Annotated in this window: 16 protein-coding genes; 5 read left to right on the top strand and 11 right to left on the bottom strand. The window is 50.0% G+C overall.

Going from position 1 to position 21,165, the window contains the following annotated elements:
- Positions 1 to 57: 57 nt before the first annotated feature.
- Genes astB through D7S44_RS17180 form a run of 4 tightly spaced genes read right to left on the bottom strand, consistent with a single transcriptional unit; the run spans position 58 to position 3,798 of the window.
- The gene (gene astB, locus D7S44_RS17170) at positions 58 to 1,401 is read right to left on the bottom strand and encodes an N-succinylarginine dihydrolase (protein ID WP_120456886.1); all 1,344 of its coding nucleotides are present in this window, start codon (positions 1,399 to 1,401) and stop codon (positions 58 to 60) included.
- A 13-nt stretch (positions 1,402 to 1,414) separates the two neighbouring features.
- Positions 1,415 to 1,546: a hypothetical protein gene (locus D7S44_RS24030; RefSeq protein WP_257026036.1), complete on the bottom strand. Its 132-nt coding sequence runs from the start codon at positions 1,544 to 1,546 to the stop codon at positions 1,415 to 1,417.
- Entirely contained in the window at positions 1,543 to 2,577 is a 1,035-nt protein-coding gene (astA, locus tag D7S44_RS17175; protein ID WP_120456888.1) for an arginine N-succinyltransferase, read from the bottom strand. Before astA ends, D7S44_RS24030 begins: the two co-directional genes overlap by 4 nt.
- Before the next feature lie 15 nt (positions 2,578 to 2,592).
- Positions 2,593 to 3,798 (bottom strand): bifunctional succinylornithine transaminase/acetylornithine transaminase, encoded by a 1,206-nt coding sequence (locus D7S44_RS17180; RefSeq protein WP_120456890.1) that lies wholly within the window; start codon positions 3,796 to 3,798, stop codon positions 2,593 to 2,595.
- Between the two features lie 521 nt (positions 3,799 to 4,319).
- Between D7S44_RS17180 and D7S44_RS17185 the strand changes: the two genes are divergently transcribed.
- The gene (locus D7S44_RS17185) at positions 4,320 to 5,594 is read left to right on the top strand and encodes a Glu/Leu/Phe/Val family dehydrogenase (RefSeq protein WP_120456892.1); all 1,275 of its coding nucleotides are present in this window, start codon (positions 4,320 to 4,322) and stop codon (positions 5,592 to 5,594) included.
- 967 nt (positions 5,595 to 6,561) lie between these two features.
- Positions 6,562 to 6,765, top strand: coding sequence for an Hha/YmoA family nucleoid-associated regulatory protein (locus D7S44_RS17190; RefSeq protein WP_120456893.1), 204 nt, complete (start codon positions 6,562 to 6,564; stop codon positions 6,763 to 6,765).
- A gap of 157 nt (positions 6,766 to 6,922) precedes the next feature.
- Here the strand turns inward: D7S44_RS17190 and D7S44_RS17195 are convergent, their stop codons facing one another.
- The 4 genes from D7S44_RS17195 to D7S44_RS17210 form a co-directional block, all read right to left on the bottom strand.
- The gene (locus D7S44_RS17195; RefSeq protein ID WP_120456895.1) at positions 6,923 to 7,939 is read right to left on the bottom strand and encodes a zinc-dependent alcohol dehydrogenase family protein; all 1,017 of its coding nucleotides are present in this window, start codon (positions 7,937 to 7,939) and stop codon (positions 6,923 to 6,925) included.
- 233 nt (positions 7,940 to 8,172) lie between these two features.
- Complete coding sequence (locus D7S44_RS17200) at positions 8,173 to 8,427, bottom strand: putative hemolysin (protein WP_240629487.1); 255 nt, start codon at positions 8,425 to 8,427, stop codon at positions 8,173 to 8,175.
- Between the two features lie 468 nt (positions 8,428 to 8,895).
- Positions 8,896 to 9,585, bottom strand: coding sequence for a helix-turn-helix transcriptional regulator (locus tag D7S44_RS17205; protein ID WP_120456896.1), 690 nt, complete (start codon positions 9,583 to 9,585; stop codon positions 8,896 to 8,898).
- Positions 9,586 to 9,639: 54 nt separating this feature from the next.
- Positions 9,640 to 10,230 (bottom strand): helix-turn-helix domain-containing protein, encoded by a 591-nt coding sequence (locus tag D7S44_RS17210; RefSeq protein WP_120456898.1) that lies wholly within the window; start codon positions 10,228 to 10,230, stop codon positions 9,640 to 9,642.
- Positions 10,231 to 12,178: 1,948 nt separating this feature from the next.
- Here D7S44_RS17210 and D7S44_RS17215 point away from each other — a divergent pair.
- Both D7S44_RS17215 and D7S44_RS17220 read left to right on the top strand, forming a co-directional pair.
- A complete protein-coding gene (locus D7S44_RS17215) occupies positions 12,179 to 12,730 on the top strand; it encodes a response regulator (RefSeq protein ID WP_120456900.1) in 552 nt (183 codons plus the stop codon).
- A 973-nt stretch (positions 12,731 to 13,703) separates the two neighbouring features.
- Entirely contained in the window at positions 13,704 to 14,684 is a 981-nt protein-coding gene (locus tag D7S44_RS17220) for a RepB family plasmid replication initiator protein (protein ID WP_120457007.1), read from the top strand.
- Between the two features lie 1,206 nt (positions 14,685 to 15,890).
- Here D7S44_RS17220 and D7S44_RS17225 read toward each other — a convergent pair.
- The 3 genes from D7S44_RS17225 to D7S44_RS17235 all read right to left on the bottom strand — a co-directional run bounded on the left by D7S44_RS17225 (position 15,891) and on the right by D7S44_RS17235 (position 19,978).
- On the bottom strand, positions 15,891 to 16,871 hold the full coding sequence (locus D7S44_RS17225) for a ParB/RepB/Spo0J family partition protein (protein ID WP_120456902.1): 981 nt from the start codon (positions 16,869 to 16,871) through the stop codon (positions 15,891 to 15,893).
- A complete protein-coding gene (locus tag D7S44_RS17230; RefSeq protein WP_120456903.1) occupies positions 16,868 to 18,079 on the bottom strand; it encodes an AAA family ATPase in 1,212 nt (403 codons plus the stop codon). The genes D7S44_RS17225 and D7S44_RS17230 overlap by 4 nt, the downstream gene beginning before the upstream one ends.
- An 840-nt stretch (positions 18,080 to 18,919) precedes the next feature.
- Positions 18,920 to 19,978, bottom strand: a complete 1,059-nt coding sequence (locus D7S44_RS17235) for an SDR family oxidoreductase (protein WP_120456905.1) — start codon at positions 19,976 to 19,978, stop codon at positions 18,920 to 18,922.
- A gap of 97 nt (positions 19,979 to 20,075) precedes the next feature.
- On the opposite strand from D7S44_RS17235, the gene D7S44_RS17240 reads away from it, so the two are divergent.
- Positions 20,076 to 20,963: a LysR family transcriptional regulator gene (locus tag D7S44_RS17240; RefSeq protein WP_120456907.1), complete on the top strand. Its 888-nt coding sequence runs from the start codon at positions 20,076 to 20,078 to the stop codon at positions 20,961 to 20,963.
- Positions 20,964 to 21,165: the final 202 nt, after the last annotated feature.

Below are 21,165 nucleotides of genomic sequence, written 5' to 3' on the forward strand. Positions count from 1 at the left end.
CGGCAACCTTTTGCGAGGCAACGGCTCAGCGAATCCGCGGCTGTCGCCCCTCTTTTCTCAGCGCTGAAAGTCATAGATGCTCCCCAGCGACAGGATCTGCGTCAGCTCATCCAGCGCCTGGCGGACTTCGCGCAGCAGCTGCGGATCGGCCAGATCGCTGCTGTGCAGCCGATCGCGATAATGTTTTTCTACCCAGCGAGTCAGCTGTTGATAGCGTGCGTCATTCATCAGGCTGCCGCTGTTGACGGCGGCGCGTTCAGCCTCGTTCAACACCACGCGCAGGCGAAGGCAGGCGGGCCCGCCGCCGTTGCGCATACTTTCACGCAGGTCGAACAGCTGCACCTCGTCAATCGGCGAGCCGGGACGCTCCGTCAGAAGGTTAAGATAGCGCCAGACATTTTCGCGCTGGCGGCACTCTTCCGGCACGACAATCAACATTTTCCCGTCAGGCTTGCTCAGCAGCTGACTGTTAAACAGGTAAGAGGCGACCGCATCCTCCAGCGAAACCTGTTCCTCCGGCACTTCGACACTCTCAAAAGGTAAACCCAGCGCGGCGCTCTTCTCCCGTAGCTGGCTGAGGAGACGATCCTGATCGAGAAAAGCGCGCTGATGGTGAAACAGTACATGCCGGTTGCTTACCGCGATGACGTCGTTGTGAAACACGCCGCTGTCTATCGCCGCAGGGTTCTGCTGAGCGAAAAGGGTATAGTCAGGATTAAGCTGATGCAGGCGCGCGACCGCTTCGCTCGCTTCCAGCGTCTGACGCGCTGGGTAACGCTGCGGCGCCACACCGCCGCCGAACGCGCGACGTCCGTAAACAAACAGCTGAATACCCTGACTACCGTAATCGCCGCAGAAGCGATTATGATTGGCCGCGCCTTCGTCGCCGAAATCGCTCTGCTGCGGCAGCGCGTCGTGATGACAGAAGTGAGCCTCATTATTAAAGGTGGCGCGCAGGATCGCCGAGGTCACCGGCGCCTCGAGAGAGCGATGCAGCTTATTGTTGAGATTCGCCACGGTGAAATGCACCCGACCATCGGCGCTGTCCGCTGAAGGGGACACCGTGGCCGCATTGGCGGTCCACATTGACGACGCGGAGCTCAGCGCAGAAAGAAGATGCGGTGAGGCCGCCGCCGCACGCGCCAGCAGCTGCGTATCGCTGCCGGTAAACCCCAGCGCGCGCAGCGCGTCGACGTCAGGACGCGGCTGCGGCGGCAGAATGCCCTGCACGAAGCCGCGATCCGCCAGTGCTTTCATTTTCGCCAGCCCCTGCAGCGCGGCCTTACGCGGATTCGACAGGCCGTCGCGGTTGTGCAGCGACGCCTCGTTCCCGACCGACAGTCCTGCATAGTGGTGCGTCGGGCCAACCAGCCCGTCAAAATTTGCTTCAAAACCAGACATAAAAACCTCTGTATCAGAAAGGAAGGCCCGGAGAAGACGTGGCGGGCAAGGTCAGGGATTCGCTATCTTCAGGCGAACAGGTGCTCAGTCGCAGGCCGTTGCCCTGGCGCCACTCTCTGGCAATAAAGTGTGCTGCATGGCTCATAACGCATTCTCTTCGGGATTAAGGGAAACCAGGCGCAGCCTGTCAGCGTCGTCGATCTGCATCGCGCGGCGCTGGGCCTCGTTCAGGCAAAGAGAGCGGCCGTCGGCGGCGGGCTGCACCAGTACCGCACAGAAGTGCGCTAAATCATCTCGGGCGACAATACAGGGCGCATTGCCTTCAGCCAGCGTTTCGCCAGCACGGCCGGCAGTCACTACGCGGCTGTCGCGGATGGCGCGAATAGCATCGGTTTCGGCCTCCATTACCGGGCCGGCGTCAAAAATGTCGACCGAGCCGCGCCAGCTGAATCCCTCTTTTTCCAGGATCGCTCTGGCGGGCGCGGTGCGCGGATGCACCTCACCGATAACCCGCTGTGCGGCGGCGGGCAGCAGCGAAATGTAAACCGGCCAGGAGGGCATCAGCTCGGCGATAAAGGTTTTCATGCCGGTGCCGGTCAGGCGATCCGCTTCCGCAAAAGGAATTTCAAAAAAGTGATGACCCAGCGCGTCCCAGAAGGGCGATCTCCCCTCCTCATCCACTACGCCGCGCATCTCCGCAAAAAGGTGGGATGAGAAGAGGTGGCGGTGCGCGGCGATAAACAGCAGGCGCGCTTTAGAGAGCAGCAGACCGTTACGGTTAACCTGATAATCAGGATCGAGAAACAGCGTACAGAGTTCACTGTGGCCGGTATGGTCATAGCTGAGGTGCAGCAACTCCTGGTTTTTATAGACGCCAATTTCGCGTGAGGCGCGTACGCTACGCTGAATGCGAAAGTTATAAAAAGGCTCATTCAGCCCTACGGCGACTTCAATCGCGCTAACGCCGACCACGCGGCCCGCCAGCGGATCCTCCAGTACAAACAGAAACCCCTGTTGAGCGCGCGGCAGGCGTCCCGCAAAGGTTTCGATACTGTTATGGATACGCGCTCTGAGTCGCGGCTCGTCGTGCGGCAAGGATGTCATGCCGACCCCGGCGCGCGCCGCGAGCCGCAGGATATCAGGCAAATCAGATTCTTTTACCGGTCGAAACAGCACAGGCGTTCTCCTCTGTTAACCGACGAAACGGGCAATAGCGCGTTCAAGCCGCACAAACGCCGTTTCCAGGTCGCTGAAGGGAATATTTAAGGCCGGGGTGAGGCGCAACACATCCGGTCCGGCGATCAGGGCGATAACGCCCTCTTCCGCCGCCAGGTTGGTCAGCGTTTTGGCTTTACCGCTGTAAGGCGTCGCCAGTTCAGCACCGATCAGCAAGCCTGCGCCGCGAATATCGCTAAAGACGCCATACTGCGTGTTCAGCGCCGCGAGTCGCTCCACGATCCAACCGTGGCGCGCTTTTACGCCCTGCAGCAGCGCGCTGTCCAGCTGCGCCAGCACGCTGTTGGCGACCGTCGCGGCCAGCGGGTTGCCGCCGAAGGTCGTGCCGTGCGTGCCGGGCTGAAACACCTGCGCCCAGGCATCGCGCGTCAGCATCGCGCCGACAGGGAAGCCGCCGCCCAGCCCTTTCGCGCTGGTTAAAATATCGGGTTCAACGCCATACTGCTGACAGGCGTAAAGCGAACCGGTTCGTCCGGCGCCGGTCTGCACCTCATCAAAGATCAGCGTGGCGTGGTAGCGATCGCAGAGCTGACGCAACCCCTGCAAAAAGGCCGCATCCGCCGGGCGCACGCCGCCCTCGCCGATAATCGGCTCGACGATAATGGCGCAGGTGCGTTCAGAAATATGATCGCTGACGGCCTGGAGATCGTTATAAGGCAGATGGGTAATGTCGCCGGGCAGCGGCGCATAGTCCGCCGAATATTTTGGCTGTCCGCCAACCGTGACCGTAAACAGGGTGCGGCCATGAAAGGCATTGTTGAAGGCGATAATCTCGCTTTTTTCTTTTCCGTGGCGTTCGAGAGCATATTTACGCGCCAGCTTAAGCGCCGCCTCGTTGGCTTCCGCACCGGAGTTACAGAAAAAGACTTTATCGGCGAAGGTGGACTCAACCAGCGTTTTCGCCAGCTGCAGTACCGGTTCGTTGGTGTAGCCATTGCCGATGTGCCAGAGCCTGTCGATCTGCGCTTTGAGCGCCTCGGCAAGGTGAGGATTGGCATGTCCCAGCGCGTTGACCGCAATACCACCGGCCAGATCGATATATTCCTTGTCCTGCTGATCCCAGACGCGGGAACCACTCGCTTTTACCGGAATAAAAGGCGCGGGCGAAAAGCAAGGCACCATATATTTATCGAAATCTTCACGATTAAGACGTGCTGACATGTCATTTCTCCTGAAATGAAAAGAAGAATAGCGTGACGATCCAGCCGCGCTTTCGCTTGTAATTTAACGGCGCGGGCAAGCCGCGAATTAAATAAATTATCGCGTTATGTTTATCGCGTGAAATATAAATCAGGCTAGCGCTTCGGGTCGATAATGATTAAATATATCCATTCCTTCTGTTTAAGTGAGTTTCATACTGGTCGTGGCCTGTAACAAAGTCAACACATCCTGGATTCATTCTATTCACTTTTTGAACCCTCTCAAAGATCTGAAAAAATTGATAAAAACCGTCATTATGCAGATCTGGTGCATATAAAATGCATAAATATTCACTACATGCAGGTCAAAAAAGATGATTAATTATTCATATATCGTGACCGGGAAACGGTCCGTCTTTTTAGCTTTGGCTCTCTCGCCGATAGACATGCTGCAAATAAATGTTAGGTTTACTGCCGTTAAGAACATCTGATCCTGTTTTATTTCCCTGCACATTTAGCGACCCTACGTCGATAAGGTTTTTTATGGAAAAGTTATCTTACGCGTCAGAAAGTAGCACCTCTGCCTGGACCACCTATTTACGCCAAATAGATCGCGTGGCGCCCTATTTAGGCGAACTGGCGCGCTGGACGGATACATTGCGTCACCCTAAACGCGCGCTGATTGTCGATATTCCGTTGCAAATGGATGACGGGACGATTCGTCATTTCGAAGGTTATCGCGTTCAGCACAACCTTTCGCGTGGCCCCGGCAAAGGCGGCATTCGTTACCATCCCGACGTGGACCTCAATGAAGTTATGGCGCTTTCTGCGTGGATGACTATCAAGTGTGCTGCGGTCAACCTGCCCTATGGCGGCGCTAAAGGCGGCATCCGCGTAGATCCTTTCTCGCTTTCAGAAGGCGAGCTGGAGCGTTTGACGCGTCGTTATACCAGCGAAATCGGCATCGTTATCGGACCGCAAAAAGATATTCCCGCGCCGGATGTCGGCACTAACGGCAAGGTTATGGCCTGGATTATGGATACCTACTCCATGAACCAGGGCACCACGGTCACTGGCGTCGTTACGGGTAAGCCGGTCCATCTTGGCGGCTCGCTTGGCCGCGAAAAAGCGACAGGCCGCGGCGTCTTTATCACCGGCAGAGAGGTGGCACAGCGCGCAGGTATTACGATTGAAGGCAGCCGCGTCGCCGTTCAGGGCTTCGGCAACGTCGGCAGCGAAGCAGCTCGCCTGTTTGCTGAAGCGGGCGCGCGCGTCGTGGCTATTCAGGATCACAGCGCGACGCTCTATAACGAGCGCGGCATCGACCTGACGGCGCTCAGCGACTGGCAGGCGCAGCACCGCAAAATTGCGGGCTTTACCGGCGCACAGGAGATCGACAGCGAGGCGTTCTGGGAGGTGCAGATGGATATTCTGATCCCTGCCGCGCTCGAAGGGCAGATTACCCTACAGCGCGCGAAGTCGCTTAACTGCCGGCTGGTGCTCGAAGGCGCTAACGGCCCGACCTTTCCTGAAGCGGACGATATGCTGGCAGAGAGAGGCATTCTCGTTGTGCCCGACGTGGTGTGTAACGCCGGCGGCGTGACGGTGAGTTATTTTGAATGGGTGCAGGATATGGCCAGCTTCTTCTGGAGCGAAGAGGAGATCAACCAGCGCATGGACAAGATTATGACTGAGGCGATGGTCAGCGTCTGGGATAAAGCTAAAGAGAAAAGCTGCTCTTTACGCACCGCGGCTTATATTGTCGCCTGCGAGCGCATTCTGATGGCGCGCCAGGATCGCGGCATTTATCCGGGTTAGAACCTGTCGCCTGCTGAGGTGATAGCCCTTTTGCGCTATGGCGCCAAAGCGCATCTGCTTCCGGCAGGCGGTCCTCTGCCTGCCTGGTCCGCTCGCGTAGCTTCAGAATACCTGACAGCCAACGCAGGCTGAGAGTAAGGGCAGCCGCCTGGACCGCTCTGCCGGAATACCTTACCGGTTTTCACTGGCGGAACGTCAGGTCGCACGTATCAAAATATTTAATTATGCCGGCGCGTCAGAGCTGTCCCTCAGTTTTCTGTCTGTCAATGTTAATGCTGCCTGTGAAGCGCTTTTTATCGCTCGATATCGTCTTTTAATAAAATATTTATGAAACAGGATGGCCCACTCAGTCGTTCTGCCTGCGACCGGCTATACATTTATTGCCGTTCCCGTCACTATTTATATCAACTATAAATAAACCAGCCTTAAATTATTCTATAACCCTGGCGATGCAGGTTAAGCAGTTGCTAATGTAGTGTTCACATTTCACGATTAAGACGATCTGGTTTTATTTTTACTCAGCCTTAATAACCTGTTAAATCTCAAGCCTAAAGGCTTTATTTGCAAAAACAAATTTGCAAAAATGTTAATTTCATAGAACCTTACTGTTTGAAAACGCGTTAATGCTCTGCTTTTTCAGTAACGATGTCAGGAAGAATGATAATTATAAAGGCCTGACAAACAAAGGCTTTGCGCGTATCCTTCCCGGAAAAGGAATAGTATTCAAGGTCATCGGGAAAATATCTGGCGTGAAGCTACAGTCTCAGCAAAAATATTTATACATCATTCAATAAGATGCTTTACACGCTAAGTTTTTTCGTCACCTTCGCTTCAGCTGAGGCTTAATATCGGATTTTGCGATGCGCTCCAGAGCAGCGGAACATAAAAAGAAAACATCGAACCCCATGAGATTTTCTGGATTAACTCTACTAACAGAGCATTTTACGGATAAATTTAGAGACGAATAATGAATAAAAATTATTACCTGAGTGAGTTAAGACGCTGCCCCTCAAAAGATATACTTGATATCGTTACCAGCTATATGCGTAAAAATGTTCCTGCTCAGGATATCAGCTCTTTTGAAGGTGCCTACGATCACCGTAAGGCAGAGCTTATAATGAATGAGATTTTTAATGATGTTCCGAGCGAAATATGGAGGCTGGTGAATTAGTCAGGAAAGCTGGCCAGGAACATTAGCGTCCATTTCAGCGTTTACCTCAATGATAAAAGAGCATCACTTCGCCCTGCGTGATGCTCTTTGCTGCCAGAAGGGTTAAGACCCGCCAGCTACGCCGCTGTCGTCTGTTTTGAACACGCCGCCAAAACTACTACCATTCAACGGTAATTTTGCCGAAGTGCCCGCCATCGCGCTGCAGAGTAAACGCATCGGCGAGAGAAGTGAGTCCAGTGAACTTGTTGCTAATGACCGGGCGTAGCCCTGTCTGGTTTAGGGCGCGGATAAAATCCTCTTGCTGTCGACGGTTGCCAACGATCAGCCCCTGGATCTTTGCCTGTTTGGCCATTAGCAGCGATGTCGGGATGTTCCCTTCTCGCCCGGTCAGCACGCCGATCAGAGCGATATGCCCGCCAACCCTGACGGCGTGAATGGACTGCGCCAGCGTCCCGGGCCCGCCAACCTCAATAACCACATCAGCCCCCTCTCCACCGGTAAGCTCCTGCACTGCTTTACCCCAGTCGGGATGGGTGCGGTAGTTGATGGTCTCATCTGCGCCCAGCGCGCGCGCCTGCGCCAGCTTCTCATCGGAAGAAGAGGTGATAATGACGCGCGCACCCATAGCTTTAGCAATCTGCAACGCGGTGATCGACACGCCGCCAGTACCGAGCGCCAGCACCGTATCGCCTGCCTTGAGGCGGGCATCGCCTGCCAGCGCGCGCCAGGCCGTCAGTCCAGAGGTGGTGATGGTCGCCGCTTCTGCATGGCTCCAGCCAGCCGGGGCCAGGGTGAAACTGCTGGCGGGGCGCACAACATATTCGGCCGCAAATCCGTCAGCGCCATCGCCTGGCGTTTGCATGAAATCCGCGACCTGATTAAAAGGAAGCCCATCCGCCCACTGAGGAAAAAAACATGAAACGACTGCATCGCCCACTTTGAAGCCGGTTACCCCCTCACCCACTTCCTCCACGACGCCTGCGCCGTCCGCCATCATAATGCGCTGTGGCGCGGTCGGTATTGCACCTTCCGCGACCAGCAGGTCGTGATAGTTGAGCGATGTTGCATGTATCGCCACGCGGATTTCGCCATAACCGGGTTTGCCAGGGTCGGCCAGCGTCATCAGCTTAAGATTAGCCAGTCCGCCTGGAGCGGTTAAGGTCATAGCCTGCATAATTCACCTCTTGAAAACGCTGTCTGGAAGATTCACAGCATAGTTTTTGCTGCACCTTATTAAGCAGCATAGTGGATCAGAACGGGGTTTACCGGCGTGTAACCTAAAAGGAGCTTCACTGGCGCATAGTGACGGGGGACTCGTGTATCGGGATAGGAGGGGCATTACCTGTCACAGGCAGCGATAGCCATATAGGTTTATGGGCGCTCGCGTCTCAACAGGAGGCAGGTCACTCATTTTTGTTCTGGATGAGCGCGGTGAAAGAGCGCCCATTCTTCTATGCGCTCACCTGAAGGAAGGGTGCAATATTCAGTAGTTCCGACATCTGTCCGAATCTGTGACAGCCTTCCGCCTGAATGGACACACCAGCTGGCAGCGGGGTTGCGCATAGTTAACTGTGTTTTTTCAGGAGAATGGGAAGCACATGCGGTGAGCTGTACGCCTGACAAAACCACAGTAGCCAGCATTATAAGAGTACGATTTTTCATTTTCAGTCCTTCTTAACGAAAACAGCCTGTTTACCACAGCCATTTAATTTTCTCGCGCGTGACATTAAGTCAGGCAGGCACCCTGCCAAAGTTATGTGTTACAAGGTTAACTCTTAAACAGATTACCATAGAGAACAAAACGATTTATCAACAAACAGCAAATTAAGATATAGCCATATTTTCCCGGCAGCAGAGAAAAATCGCAACAGCAATACAGCTCTTTTAACTGGCATAAGGCACTATACATCATGCACAGCGCAGGAAATTTTAAGAAAAGTTTATAAAGACACGTCGATAGTGTAATTGCTATATATATACAAAATCAGGGCAATTAAAAGACCAATAATTATTCCTGTGACAACTTTAAGTGGGATAGTAAGAAGGGTGTTATTACGTTGCATTTCATTTTTCATAAGCGCCTCTTAAAAAATAAAACAGACCTTTGCGTTCAATTTAATTAATGAGCGTTTATTCCTGGCATGACTGTTGATGACAAGGGATAATATACTTCTCCCTCCTGAAGTTTTCTTTCTCGCCAATCACGCCTTTATATAAGTCAAGCAGAGACAAATCGCTAAGAAAAGAATAAAAATCACAGTCACCTTTAAGGTCAAACTTACGCATTACATTGTACTTGTGCGCATAGATTGTCTTAACAGACAGCCCCAGAGATTTAGCGGTCTGATTAACCGAGCATCCACTTTTCAAAAAGCTCATTACCTGCAGCTGTATCAGCGATATTCGGGCATAATTACATCTCATGCAGTCCGTTGGTGCAAATGCGTTCGTTTTCTGATCTTTGGCGATCAGCCAGGCTTTAGTTATCTTATCTCTGATACTCCTGACCGCATCGCTTCTGGATAGGAGGGTTAAGGATTGATAACATACCGGGAGCTGATCTGAAATAATGTTTTCAATATGATTAACGAACACCAGAAGTATGCTGCCCGGCTTGCGAAAACGATAAGCTGGCTGGCACATAAACAGACGCCACTGTGAGACACTGACTAATATAATGTCAGCCTTGCGCAAATTTTCGCTATCGAATCCTGATAAGAACGCTACACTTCCACCTAATAAGAGCGCTTCTTCAATAATTTTGGAGATGCCGAGTCTGAAATAATAATTTTCGTCCGTGCAAATGACCTTAATATCCATACTCTGTTCCTTTTAGCATCAGGCATCCCAAAATTTTCGGACACAAATGCAAAACTAGACAAACTTACCGTTAACCAGCACTAGCTCTCCCTTGTCTTTCAGATCCTTTAACACCCGGCAAATCGAACTTTTGGAGAGATGCGAGCTGTTTTCAAGCAGATAGAGCGCAGAAAATCGTTTTTTCAAATGCGGTGGCAGTTTCCCCCAGCGTTCAATCAGAGAAACCACCTCATCGTGGGAATTACTTTTTGGTAACTGTAGATAGTCCATTAAGTCAGAGTATTGACCTGATAAAATTGACATGGCGTCGTTGAAAAGGTTCTTTTCAAAGACCAGTCGCCAGAAGGTTTCGTAGTCGACGAAGCTTACTTTTCCATAATCAATCCTCTCCAGATAAACGGGTGGTTCATCCAGTGCAGGCGTGACGCCGACCACAAAAGGCGCAGAAAGAATATTAAGTACTTTGTTTTCACTTTTCAGTTTTAACAAAAAATCGCCGTCAAGAATGAACAGAACCCGACGTACATTATCCTTAGTTAAATGATAACGGCGTTTGCCTCGCGAAATCTCATCTGGTTCTGCGATTTGCGTATAGCCTGCTAACGCGTCGATGATTCGCTCATGATTTTCAGTCACTCTGTGCATATCGATTAACTCAATCTATCTGACGCCACGTAGCCATGCTTCGTGCGCAGTGATTAACATAAAATAGAAAAAAACTTTGTTATAACTTGTGCATTTTCCCCGAAGTATTGTGCCTGTTTTGCGTCATCTCCTGTTTTTTCGTCTCAAATGTATTCATTTAGCTGTTTTGGTATAATAAGAGCCCGGTCATAAAATTCAATCCCCAAAACCAGCCGAAAGAAAGCATTAAAAACCTTACTAAGACAAAACAGCCATACATTAAACCAGATGTATGGATTTTTTATAGGCCATAGTGCCTGTAAAAAGAGACAGCTGCTTGTGCTATAACTTTTTTCTGAAAAAATTGACTATCCGTTATCATTTGATGAGTCGATGTTATGTATATGCACTATCCAATAACCAACTAAACATTTCGGCAAAGAAACAAGCACACATGCAATGTCTCTAATCATTATGGAACGAATGTTAATTACTGACAGCGAAACAGGCGTTCTGAATGAGATACATGTCCGGGAGAGGAAAACGCCTCATTAAAAATAACCAAGCAAAAATTAAAAAAAAGCAGACACACTTTTTATCCCTGCGATTATTCACACGTTAGCCAGACACCAAACGAAAAGATTCAGGTGATAAATCTAAAACCAGTTTGACACCGCAAGTCAACAAAATATTACCAACTCTTTAAAGAGGCTGCTATCCCCCCTTTTAGTGATAGCACTTAAAACCTGTTCTTATTCCTGACGCCAAAATAGCCTTTGCTAAAAAGCATTTTGCTTTTTGGCAGAACTGCCATGTTAAATGTTCGAATAATAACCAGCAATTGCACCTGGAAAAATTTAACAAGTCATCCTGTATTACAATGCAAGTTAAGGGATTGTAAATGGCCAGGTGCTTACAAAAAGTGAAGGCTGAATTTACTTTGCCTGATAATGGTAAAAATGAGCTTTAAAAGAAAATACCACTCTGACAAAGCTCTGCCGGGGCTGACATTAAATATTTTTAGTCTCATTTGGGAACGCTTATCCGTCTGGTTTTCTTTAAAAAGAGTAAGCTACTACCCAGAGGGGACACAATTTTACCCAGGCCAAAAATATACTCACAGGCAACTATTCTATACATTCCGCGCAAACTGATTATTATACTAAAAGGGTGGGTCCACTAAGCAACCGTTATTCCTTTGTCCTTTCTTCAGGCAGGTGGAATAGCTATGTTTGAGCGCAATTACGAGAAAAAGTAAAAATTTGTCATGCGTTAACAGCGAGCAATACGCCATTATCTGTTTTACTTAGCTTCCGTTTAACGCGCCTTTAATAAGGTCAAATTCGAAATTTTCTCGTTTATCAGAAAACACCGGTTTCCTTACGTTACGTTGACAGAACGCCCTGGTAAAGGTAACCATTTTTATTTTACAGCAGACAGCACTGTTGTTACTGTTATGAGCCCTTATTTTTACCCTGACCAGTGTTCATGAACATATAGTTAACGCATAAAATACAAATGGCATGTTATTGCAGCCTTATCGAATGTAATAGCAGTGAACAGCTATTTTTATTCAACATATTACCCTTTGCTGGATAAACGAACTGGCAATAGAGCTAAAAGGTGCTTCGCCTGAATGTTGAGCTGGAGTCACTTCAGCAGAGAATGGTCCTGGCGGCTTTCTCAGACAAAAGCATTATGCAGGGTTATGAGAATGCTTCAGCTTTATGCGTTGCTACAGGCGCTGCAGGTTCAGACTGCTCCCGCGATCTGTTCAGGAACAACCAATGCGGTAGTCAGCTGACAGCATTAGCAGGGCCTTAAGGAGCCCATCTATTCACTGACTAAAGGATTTTTAAGACGGTATGCCTCAGAAAAAAAGAGCAGTTCAGATTGGTGTATCTGATGAAAGCCCGTTTATTATCTCTTCAATCCAGTCGATACTGGCAGTCGAATTTTGGGTCAGGAAATGTGCACTTATCCGGTGGATGCAGAGACTTTGCTGATGCGCCTTAAGGAGCATACGCCAGATATATTAATTATCGATTTCCGCATCAGTTTTGAGCGCAATGACTTTAATGGCATAAGAAAAATTGAAAAGATCCATAATCAGTTACCCGAACTGAAGATTATTGTGTTCACTGCCCAGACAAACCCGGCTATTTTACAAAAAGCATTACAAGTGCCAGTAAATGCTATTGTCAGCAAACGAGATGATTGTCATGAGCTGGTTCAGGCCCTTCACTGGATCTTGTCCAGAAAAGACGGCACCTATTATTCTGAGCAGATGAAGCATCTGATGAGCGATCATCTTACTGGTTCTGTTAAAACTCTGCTGTCACCATCAGAGCTGGAAGTTATTCGGCTTTTTGCCATCGGTTATAGCCTGATGGACATTGCTAAGGTCCGTCAGCGTAGCGTAAGCACTGTGGCGACACAGAAATATAATGCGATGCGTAAACTTCAGCTGCATTCCAATACTGAGTTAATAAAGTATGTCTTTGCTCAGGAATTAATATAATCGGCGCTTTTTAGCTGTGTAAACCGAAAAAGCCATCAGGCCTGACTGTTGCTTCCTGGCATAACTCATACGTCAGGCTATCCCTTCGATATCCGTGAACAGGTGGGCTGGCGTAAGAGCTACCTGTCTCTGCTACCGCGCAGTTACAACCTGAACCTTAATTTGCTGATTTCTGCTGCTCAGGCTTGCTTAGCTGTTCACGCTTAGCAGACGGTCAGACTCATACTTCCAGACAACAAATGGAAAACGCCAGGGCGGCTAGTGTACGACTCAGAACTCCCCTGGGTTGTGGCATCATTGCGTAAAGAGAGATCGAAGCCTGCTGATTGTTTTAGCGTTGTGTGGATACCGTGGCGTATCTGTTCAGTGCCCAGACGGGCAGCAGAGCGAGCGATCCTCCAGGTTGTCAGGCGTGTTGTAAAAAACGCTCTTCAGGAGGGCGTCAAAAGGATCGTGGTCGTCATCGCGCCTCCGGAGCGCGCTCTGATGAATCAACTTATCCACTGAATAGATCCCAACAATACGATCCTTATATGATCCCTATTAGATCCTAAAGAGATCCCCGATCGTCGCAGGCCTTGTCAGCTCTGGCCTGAAAGGGTGATCGCATAAGCTGTAATAAGCAGAATATAAGCTGTAACAAGCAAAGCATAAGCTATAAGGCGTAAAGCATAAGCTGTAATCTGCAAACAAGATAAGCTATAGTGAGTTCAGTCACGGTTTTCTCTGTTCAACTGTGGATAATTTTTACCTTTGATTTCATGATGCTAAACGCAGCCCTGTTTGTTATGTTCGGATCATCCATTTTTGATCCACAGGCTCAGCGGATCTGAAGAAGCTATACAGAGCTGCTCGCTTTTTGTGATTTTACTACTTTTTAGTATAAAAATTATCGAGTTACATCGTTAACGATTAGGATCCGGAGCCTGTTTTGGATAACGAAAGCATAGATCTTGACGCTCTTTTTCAGGAGCTGGACAAATCCACTGGCGAGCTGGTTACGCTGACGCCCAATGCCAATAATACGGTGCAGCCGGTTGCGCTTATGAGGCTCGGTGTTTTTGTTCCTACCCTTAAGTCGCTAAAAAATAGCAAAAAAAATACCATGTCAGTGACGGATGCGACTGAAGAGCTGTCCCGGCTTTCGCTGGCCAAAGCGGAAGGCTTTGATAAAGTCGAAATTGTCGGCCCCCGGCTGGACATGGATAACGATTTCAAAACCTGGGTAGGCATAATCCATTCGTTCGCGAAGCATAAAGTTATCGGCGATAAGGTACAGCTTCCGTTTGTTGAGTTTGCCAAGCTCTGTGGGATACCTTCAAATCGCTCCTCTAAGAAGCTCAGAGAGCGTATAAGCCCTTCTCTGAAGCGTATTGCGGGTACGGTCATCTCGTTCACGGCAAACACCAAAGAGCACTCTAAAGAGTACGTAACCCACCTTGTGCAGTCTGCTTACTACGACACTGCGAAAGATATCGTGATTTTGCAGGCCGATCCTCGTCTGTTTGAGTTGTATCAGTTTGATCGTAAAGTCCTTTTACAGCTCAAAGCCATTAACGTACTGAAACGGCGCGAGTCAGCGCAGGCAATTTATACCTTTATCGAAAGCCTGCCCAAAAACCCTGCTCCTATATCGCTGGCGCGGTTGCGCGCACGGCTCAACCTGAAGTCCCCTGTATTCTCTCAAAATCAGACCGTACGCCGCGCTATGGAGCAGTTAAAGGAGATTGGCTATCTGGACTACACCGAGGTCCAGAGAGGCCGTGCGGTCTTCTTTAATGTGCATTACCGGCGTCCTAAGCTTAAAGCGCCTAAAAACGAGAGTGAAGAAACTATCCCGACAACATCCCCTGCCCCGGCAACGCCCGATCCTGAACTGGCGAAAAAGCTCGAGGTTCTGGAGAAACTGGGCATTACGATGGACGATCTGGAAAAACTCTTTAAAACCAAATAGTTGCATCGCCTGGTAAATGCAGGCAGGCGCCGTCATGCCCATTTTACAAGGCATTTTACTCACTACAGCTTATATAGCTTCTGGTGAGTAAAAGCGTCCTCGACCGCTCCACTACTGGCGCCTTTCAGGGGCTGCCGTTTCTTTCTGTGTTACCTGTAAATGCGAAATATACCGCTAAATCAAAAAGATGATTCGTCTCAACAAGAGCGTTCTTCTGGCACGAATCTTCTGTATATAAGCTGTAGTGAGTAAGTTACTCACTACAGCTTATATCCTTTCTTACACGCATCCTCTGCCAGCATCAGGGTAGACAGCCTGTTTACTCTGTTGTCGACTGCCAGCGCCTGCTACAACACCTCTTTCATGGCCTGCCATTATCTCTGGACGAACCTGAATCATCGCCTCGCGAGCTTGCACCCTGTCTACACTGCGAGTTACCTGCTCCTTTTACTCACTACAGCTTATACAGATCCAGAAAAGCAGTTCGAACTCACTACAGCTTATATCATAAGCTGTAGTGAGTAATATAAGCTGTAGTGAGTGAGTTACTCATTACAGCTTATATTACTCCCCTGCTTTCTCTCTCGTAAAAAACAGACTGCAGCTTTTGCCTGAGCGCACAGGTTAGCAATCGTCTTCACCTCTCAAAGAACAGCTTCGGAGTCGCGCAGGCATGCGTCATTAAACACATCCTGAGAAGCTAGCCGAGACAATTTACTTACTACAGTGCAGGTTCAGTCGATGCGCGGCGCACAGGGCCTGTTGTCCTGCATATGCACGCCTGACGTTAACGACATTCAGAACAATACAAACGAGATATAGTGAAGATACACATTGTGAACGGTTAACTGTTCCCGGGTGCCGGAAATGCATTCTATGTTAACTGACTGAGATAACAGCATTAATTGCATGTCCCTCTTTTACGCAAACAGTTTCAAGAAGAAGCAGAAAGCAGGAAAGAGCAATAAGATACAACGTCACGTTGGTGTCTGAATGCCGCTGCAGAGCCCCAGACGCATTGCTGCATCTTTTTGCACCTTAAACGCCGGGAATTTCAGGTTGAAATTTTTAGTCTATATTTTTATTAAACAGTAAGTTAGAAGGTTATTTTGGTGGGTATTTAGCAGGGTTTTTGCGGCTCAGGAAGCATAAAATCAAGGCCTTTGCAGAGCAGTGCTCACGCTTCAGGCCTTTATCTTTTATGATTTAATTTTTACTGTCAGCCTGCATTTTTTCCAGGATAGCTTTTACTGCCGCATCCAGCTCAGCCTGATAGTGCGCAGGAATGCGCGAAAACTCATAGGTGACCAGACGCTTGTCCGCATCTGTTTTCTTGCGGGCAAACTGCTTTTTATCCGCGAACTCAGCCATCTTCTCCGTCACGACTCTTTTATCAGCCTTAGTGCTTTTTGCACTACTGTTTACCGAGCGGATAAAGCCAATAATTTTGTTTTTAGACGATGGGTCATGCGGATCCAGCGTTGCATCCCCTTCGATGCGCTCACGTACCGCTTCAACCAGGTCGCTCAGACTGCCATGTCGGGCTTCAACTTTTTCCGCGATATCAAGCAGCGTCTGGTAATCATTGATAGAGAGATCGCCCACGGATGGGAAGAGTGCAATCATCTCGTCAGGTACAGAGGCCGCCTGAAATGCACGACTGATTTTCGCCGCGGAAAGCCCTTCTGCCCTGGCGATCTCAGACTGATTCATGTTCTCCGGGTACATCAGCATAAGACGTTTGCCAAGTTCGCGTAGGGTGTGCTCTTTTGCGGTCTGAATGTCGATAGCCAGCTGGCGCGCATCAGCCAGCGAGAGGTCATCTTTAGTGACAAGCACTTCGAACGGCGTGCCGTTGTAAAGACAGGCAGCGCGTCGGCGAGAGCCATCCAGCACTTCAATGCGTCCATCCACTTCGCGACCAATAGCCGGAAAGAACTGCTGCAGTTTAATCGTCCGGGAAATATCGCTGACCGACTCTGGCGTAAGGAAAGCCTGGTCGCGGCCATTCACCGCGGCATCGACATAGGTCTGCGCTTCAATATCATCATGCAGAATTTTAGTAAGGGCAAAGCGCGCTTCAGCACCGGACTTAAGGATGAAAACGCGCGTGCTTTCCGTTTCGCTCAGCATGCGGGAAAAACTCGAGTTACCCAGCGTACGGCCCATTTTTTTCATTTCTTTCATGACTGTGAACTCCTGACAAATTCAATCCGTTTAAAAACCGCCTGGGTAAAACGCTCCGCCTCGCGCTTGGCATTTTTGAGCGCTTCTGCGCTGCCTGGATAAGACTGAGGATCAGCGCTGACGATAGTGTCGAATGTCTCCCCGCAGCGCTCGAAGCCATCGAGCCGTGGTAATGCAGCATCAAGAATGTAAGAGGTAAATACGTCACGTGCTAAGCCGTGCGTCATCTCGTGATCGCGTTTGGACGTCATTTTCGACATAAACCCGATATTGCCTTTGATACGCGGATTGATGCCCTCTTCTTCCAGCTGTTCGAGCATTTCTGGCAGGCGGGTCAGATATTTGAGCGTGGAATGAAAATCAACCTGAGCGGGCGGCGTCGGCGTGAGCAGCAGATCGCTTGCGGCGATGGCGTTGAGCATGAACGCATCAAGATGCGGCCCTGTATCAATAAAGATGAAATCATAGTCATCACCGACGCGGTCAATGATGTTACGACGTAACACTTCCGAAGGCAGTACGCCTGGCAGATGTTCGCGAACCAGATCGTTCCACTGGCTGGCAACAAAGCCGTCGTCAATGGATGCTGGAATGATATCCACGCCTGGGATAATCGTGGGCTGAATAATATCTTTATGAAGTTGTTCTGCATCCAGATCGTTAAGCATCGCCTGCGCGGCGGTTTCCATAATCGAGCCGATGCTGTTTGCATGGTTCAGAAACATGGTGCTTGAGGCCTGGGGATCAAGGTCGATAACCAGGTTGCGCAGATCGTACTGCAGCAGATCGGGATGGACGCGCAGGCCGTGCGCCAGAGTAACGGTGCTGACCGTTTTGGATACGCCGCCCTTGAGATTGACCACAAAAATAACAAATGGCCCCTCACCTTTATGTATATCGCGATACTTGGGCACTTTACGATGGGCATAGATATCGACGACATCCTGAACGGTCAGCGCGTAATGTTTGGTATTGCCCGCATCCTTTTTGCCGAACACGTGCCCTTTTGATTCCATTTCTTCAATCGCCTGTTCTACCGCTCGGCGGCTTAGTCTGGGCAGATTAGCAACTGAATTGCGGGTGAAGGTCTGGTAATACTGATCGAGGCCAAATTCGTGACGCTTGTCGATAATGTCATCACTCATGCTGCGTAACATGGCGTTTGCCCTGCGCGCCGTTTCGTCTACCCCACCGTAATTACTTTTCATCACTCCGCTCCGTTGGCAATATTTCAGGACAGTGTACAGATCATCCTGCTATGTGCAACATTTTTATGATTTCAGCAAAAAATTGTACAAAGCAAAATATTTTGTTCGTTCAGTGCGTTGCGCGCACTCTATTATGCTGAGATGAAAGCATCTTCCTTTTAGTTATTTATCACTTTAAGCCCCTTCCTCCCCGCTATTTTGCTGTTGAAAAAGGTACAGAGTACCCACACCTTTTTCATATTTAACTATTTGATACATATAGTAATTTTAATTTTATTTCAGATTGAAATTCCCAAGGGGCTTCATGGGTCTGACTATCTTTAACAGACAGCTGAAAGAGACAGAGTTTTATCCCTCGTACATGTGAAGGCTGTAATCGATATCAGCAGTTAGCGTTCTGCTGTAGTGAAAAGAGAAGAAGTAGATGGGCTTAACCGGGATGCGCATATTGCTAACAGCGGCAGGCTTTCCCTGTTGGGTATAGCTCTTTAAAGCTAAGGCCGGCTCGCCTGAAAAGCCAGAATGCAGAATTACGCTGTGGTGCACCTGTTGCTGATGCTGATGGTTGATTTGCGTTTTATCAGAAACAAAGTGCGGACTACCCTGCCCGCATAGCCATCAATAGGATCGTGCCGTTCTATATCACCTTGGTGCGCGCTGGCTAAATATCACCTCATTGGGCAGCGGCTGCATACCGATAGTTGCAAACCGGTATACAGTAAACGCCCTGCTTTGTTGCGCGCCTGGCGGGCCAACAAGCGCACCGTCTGAAGAGTGTCGGCACCAGCATCAGCCAGCCTCTGACAACGCTGGTATAAAGAAACGATCACGGCGAGACTGTCAGGGGATAATGCGGGCTTCCCTGAACCGGGCAAATAAACTGAGAAACATCTCGTCCGTCGCGCGATAGTGCGTAAAGCCTGCCCGGCGTAATTTGCTTCCATCGCCAAACATGTCGTAATCCCAGCCAAAAACGAAATCTGCAAACTGACCATTGTTAAGCTGCAAAATATCCCTTTCCTGTAACTGATGGCGTTCTGCCAGATCGCGCCACGTTGTACGGTAGTCTATGAATAACTGCTGGAATGAAAGCCTGACCGGCGGCGCGCACTCCAGTCCAAACCAGTGGGCAATAACTGGCCAGAGTTCACTCCAGCGCCAGATATCACCGTTATTGACGTTGTAGGCCTGATTTCTTGCTTCGGGTGCCGTTGCCGCCCATAGCGTCGCTTCAGCCAGTAAAGCCGCATCCGTATGATCAACGATGCTGTGCCAGTTTTGTTGCGACCCAGGAAAACGAAAGGGTAATCCCTCGGTCTTGCATAGCGAGGCATACAGCGCAAGGCTCAGCGCCAGGTTCATTACATTGCCTGGGACTGCACTGCCCACGACGCCAGGCCGCAGCGCATTCCAGTGCCAGGCTTTACCCTGCTGTGCGTCGTTTAGCCAGCGAAGCTGCGCGGCGTTAAATTCCGCTCCCGGTACGCCGGGGTCGTTCTCCCGCGCTGGCGTTTTAAACGGCCCGAGATGCGCGCCATACACTTTATAGCCCTGCATCAGACTAACGGTCTTTAATGGCGCGATACGTTCCATATTGCTTACCAGATTGCGCAGCATGGTGACATTCGGCTCAACCATTTCTGTCCAGTTCGCTGCGTTAAGCCAGGCGCTGTAGAAGATATGTGTCACCTGACTGAGTGGTTTCAGCGCCTGTGCGCTCTGCTTTGCATTGAGCAGATCGACATTCACTGTCGTGACATTATCTGTAGAGGCTGAACCCTGGCGTGACAGCCCGACAACCTGCCATTCGTGATGCAATAGAGTGTTAATCAACTGACTTCCGACAATGCCGCTGGCGCCTGCCACCAGCGCTACGTTGAGTTTACCTGTCTGTTTCATGCTTATTCTCCAGAGAAAGGAACAGGCTCAGTGTGATATATATAATTTTCGCCATATATCCCCCTGGGCTGATGTCACTTATAAGAAAAACCACGAAATGAAAAACAAGCTCAACGCGATTTCTACCTTTCTGCGGGTTGCAGAAGCGGGTTCGTTTTCCGAAGCGGCGCGTCAGACCGGCATGAAGCAGTCTGCCGTCAGCCAGCAGATTGCAGCGCTTGAGGAGGAGCTCGGCGTAGTGTTATTGCACCGTACCACGCGCGCTATGGCACTTACTGAACAGGGCGAACGCTACCGCCGCCAGATACAGCCGCTGCTGGATGCGATGCAGGAGATGGAAAGCCAGCTGCGCCCCACTCAGCAGCAATGGCAGGGCCGCGTGCATATACAGCTGCCGAGCGGGCTGGGACAGATTTTCCTGCCGCATCTGCTGGCGCTACAAAAGGACAATGCCGGGCTGCATATGACGCTGTCGCTTGATGACCGTGTGTCAGACCTGGTAAGCGAAGGTATTGATGTTGCGCTACGGCTCAGCGGCGAGCCGCCGGATTTGCTAGCGGCGCGTATGCTGGCGCGCATTAAAACTCCCCTCTTTGCTGCACCCGGTTTTGCGCCTGTTAATTCGCCAGAAGATCTGGCCGTGCTGCCGTACATCCGGTTCAGCGGCATCGCGCACGCTGCACCGCTTCGGCTGATATCAGAAAATGAAACGGTTGAGCTGACGGCCAATACCGTTTTCCGGGCGAACAGTAGCGAAGGGCTACTACAGGCGATACAGGCTGGTATCGGCATCGGCGGTATGCAATTGCCGCTTGTCACTCAGGCACTGCACACCGGTACGCTGGTTCAGGTGCTTCCAGCCTGGCGTCTGCCCGATCGTTTTTTGTATGCGGTATTTCCTGACGCGCGTTTTATTCCCCTAAGAGTAAGGCGCATCGTAGAAATGATTGAGTCTCTTTTGAAAACGCTGCCTGGGATGAGCTAAGCGCTGCAGCGTTGCGTTGTAAAACCTCTTTAAGCTTTGTCGCGCCTCACGCTTTTATGCTTCCGGTCGTCCACGTTTTACCTGTTAAGGATGTAATAATCTTTCTGGCAGATGATTTGATCAACGCCGGGAGAAGAGGTTTAGCGCTTATAAAGCATGAGAGGTTCAGGGCGAGCTGGACTGGCGTGCAAAAACGAAAAGG

Origin of the sequence: Pantoea piersonii (assembly GCF_003612015.1) — a bacterium.
Lineage (GTDB): Bacteria > Pseudomonadota > Gammaproteobacteria > Enterobacterales > Enterobacteriaceae > Pantoea > Pantoea piersonii.

What these genes read in the sequence shown, in the direction of transcription:
- D7S44_RS17240 (WP_120456907.1), top strand. Translation starts at nt 20,076, where the DNA reads ATGAAAAACAAGCTCAACGCGATTTCTACCTTTCTGCGGGTTGCAGAA.
- D7S44_RS17205 (WP_120456896.1), bottom strand. Translation starts at nt 9,585, where the DNA reads ATGGATATTAAGGTCATTTGCACGGACGAAAATTATTATTTCAGACTC.
- D7S44_RS17225 (WP_120456902.1), bottom strand. Translation starts at nt 16,871, where the DNA reads ATGAAAGAAATGAAAAAAATGGGCCGTACGCTGGGTAACTCGAGTTTT.
- D7S44_RS24030 (WP_257026036.1), bottom strand. Translation starts at nt 1,546, where the DNA reads ATGAGCCATGCAGCACACTTTATTGCCAGAGAGTGGCGCCAGGGCAAC.
- D7S44_RS17230 (WP_120456903.1), bottom strand. Translation starts at nt 18,079, where the DNA reads ATGAAAAGTAATTACGGTGGGGTAGACGAAACGGCGCGCAGGGCAAAC.
- D7S44_RS17215 (WP_120456900.1), top strand. Translation starts at nt 12,179, where the DNA reads ATGTGCACTTATCCGGTGGATGCAGAGACTTTGCTGATGCGCCTTAAG.
- D7S44_RS17195 (WP_120456895.1), bottom strand. Translation starts at nt 7,939, where the DNA reads ATGCAGGCTATGACCTTAACCGCTCCAGGCGGACTGGCTAATCTTAAG.
- D7S44_RS17180 (WP_120456890.1), bottom strand. Translation starts at nt 3,798, where the DNA reads ATGTCAGCACGTCTTAATCGTGAAGATTTCGATAAATATATGGTGCCT.
- D7S44_RS17210 (WP_120456898.1), bottom strand. Translation starts at nt 10,230, where the DNA reads ATGCACAGAGTGACTGAAAATCATGAGCGAATCATCGACGCGTTAGCA.
- astB (WP_120456886.1), bottom strand. Translation starts at nt 1,401, where the DNA reads ATGTCTGGTTTTGAAGCAAATTTTGACGGGCTGGTTGGCCCGACGCAC.
- D7S44_RS17185 (WP_120456892.1), top strand. Translation starts at nt 4,320, where the DNA reads ATGGAAAAGTTATCTTACGCGTCAGAAAGTAGCACCTCTGCCTGGACC.
- D7S44_RS17200 (WP_240629487.1), bottom strand. Translation starts at nt 8,427, where the DNA reads ATGAAAAATCGTACTCTTATAATGCTGGCTACTGTGGTTTTGTCAGGC.
- D7S44_RS17235 (WP_120456905.1), bottom strand. Translation starts at nt 19,978, where the DNA reads ATGAAACAGACAGGTAAACTCAACGTAGCGCTGGTGGCAGGCGCCAGC.
- D7S44_RS17190 (WP_120456893.1), top strand. Translation starts at nt 6,562, where the DNA reads ATGAATAAAAATTATTACCTGAGTGAGTTAAGACGCTGCCCCTCAAAA.